Origin of the sequence: Oceanobacillus neutriphilus, assembly GCF_014645515.1 — a bacterium.
Lineage (GTDB): Bacteria > Bacillota > Bacilli > Bacillales > Amphibacillaceae > Oceanobacillus > Oceanobacillus neutriphilus.
Genome location: NZ_BMLW01000044.1, coordinates 1 through 964, shown reverse-complemented (window position 1 = coordinate 964; position 964 = coordinate 1). Strand labels below are relative to the sequence as shown.

At 38.6% G+C, this 964-nt stretch carries 2 protein-coding genes; both read right to left on the bottom strand.

Annotated features, from left to right (window positions below; translation table 11 throughout):
- Positions 1 to 178: 178 nt before the first annotated feature.
- Positions 179 to 739, bottom strand: coding sequence for a dUTP diphosphatase (locus IEX29_RS26370; RefSeq protein ID WP_188738866.1), 561 nt, complete (start codon positions 737 to 739; stop codon positions 179 to 181).
- Positions 736 to 873 carry a hypothetical protein gene (locus tag IEX29_RS26365; RefSeq protein ID WP_188738864.1) on the bottom strand — a complete coding sequence of 46 codons (138 nt, stop codon included), beginning with the start codon at positions 871 to 873 and terminating at the stop codon, positions 736 to 738. The genes IEX29_RS26370 and IEX29_RS26365 overlap by 4 nt, the downstream gene beginning before the upstream one ends.
- Positions 874 to 964: the final 91 nt, after the last annotated feature.

Sequence of the window (964 nt, the reverse complement as noted above, 5' to 3'; positions counted from 1 at the left end):
TAGCTCGCATTTCTCACTACCCCGTTTAAGGCTTCGATATAAGTCCATTCGAGTGTATATAGTCTTACTTCGTCTATATTTCTTCCATCGCTAGTTTGATAGATTTCCATGCGGTGCAGCTCTTTGATAAGGTGGTTCTTACGTTTCTGTACATCGGTTCCGCTCATGCTATACCTCCTCAATATCCGTTAGCTTGACGCTCGTGATTAATCTTATTTTTATCAAGATAAGCTTGTTCAATTTGTTCCCAAGTGAATCCTAACTGTAATTCTCCCAATCCCAGAAATCTAGCGAGCAGGAGATTATAATTTTCATATGCATATTCTTTAACTTTAAATGTTTCTAAGTCATCATCAATCGCTATTATGTCGCCTTGAATTGAAATGAAAGTTCTAGTTGTCGTCTCTTGTGTGAAATCTCCCATTTCTGAAATGTCGACATCCGTTACACCTAATTCCAATCCAATGCTCAAAATAAAGTGAAGACAGTCAACATATTCTTCCAGGAGTGGGTTCCATTTTCTGACCTGATGAGCATCTAATTCGACAAACTTATATGTTCTTGGCTCCTGATCCTCACTCCAAAACTTAAACCCCCGCCATTCATTGGCAAGTTCACCTAATTCCACCTGCAGCGCAAGTATCTTTTCATCTAGCAAATTCTGTCCTTCCAAACCTTTTTCTTGAACGATATGCGCATCTAACTTTGCTTGTATCTCAAATAATTTTTGTAGATTCATTCCTTAACCTCCTTGACTTCATGAAATATATCTGTTTCCTCAGCGGCGTATTTAGCAGCCTCATAAGCTTCAAACATACTGTCATAAGTTTCTAACGGTCCTGGTAATCCAGGTATGAAGATTCCGTATTTCATCCCTTGCTCCTCCTAGTACTAATCTTCACGCCAATATTTCTCAAATACTCTCGGAACTCATGATTGTTCATACCCAAAGCTTTACTAATCT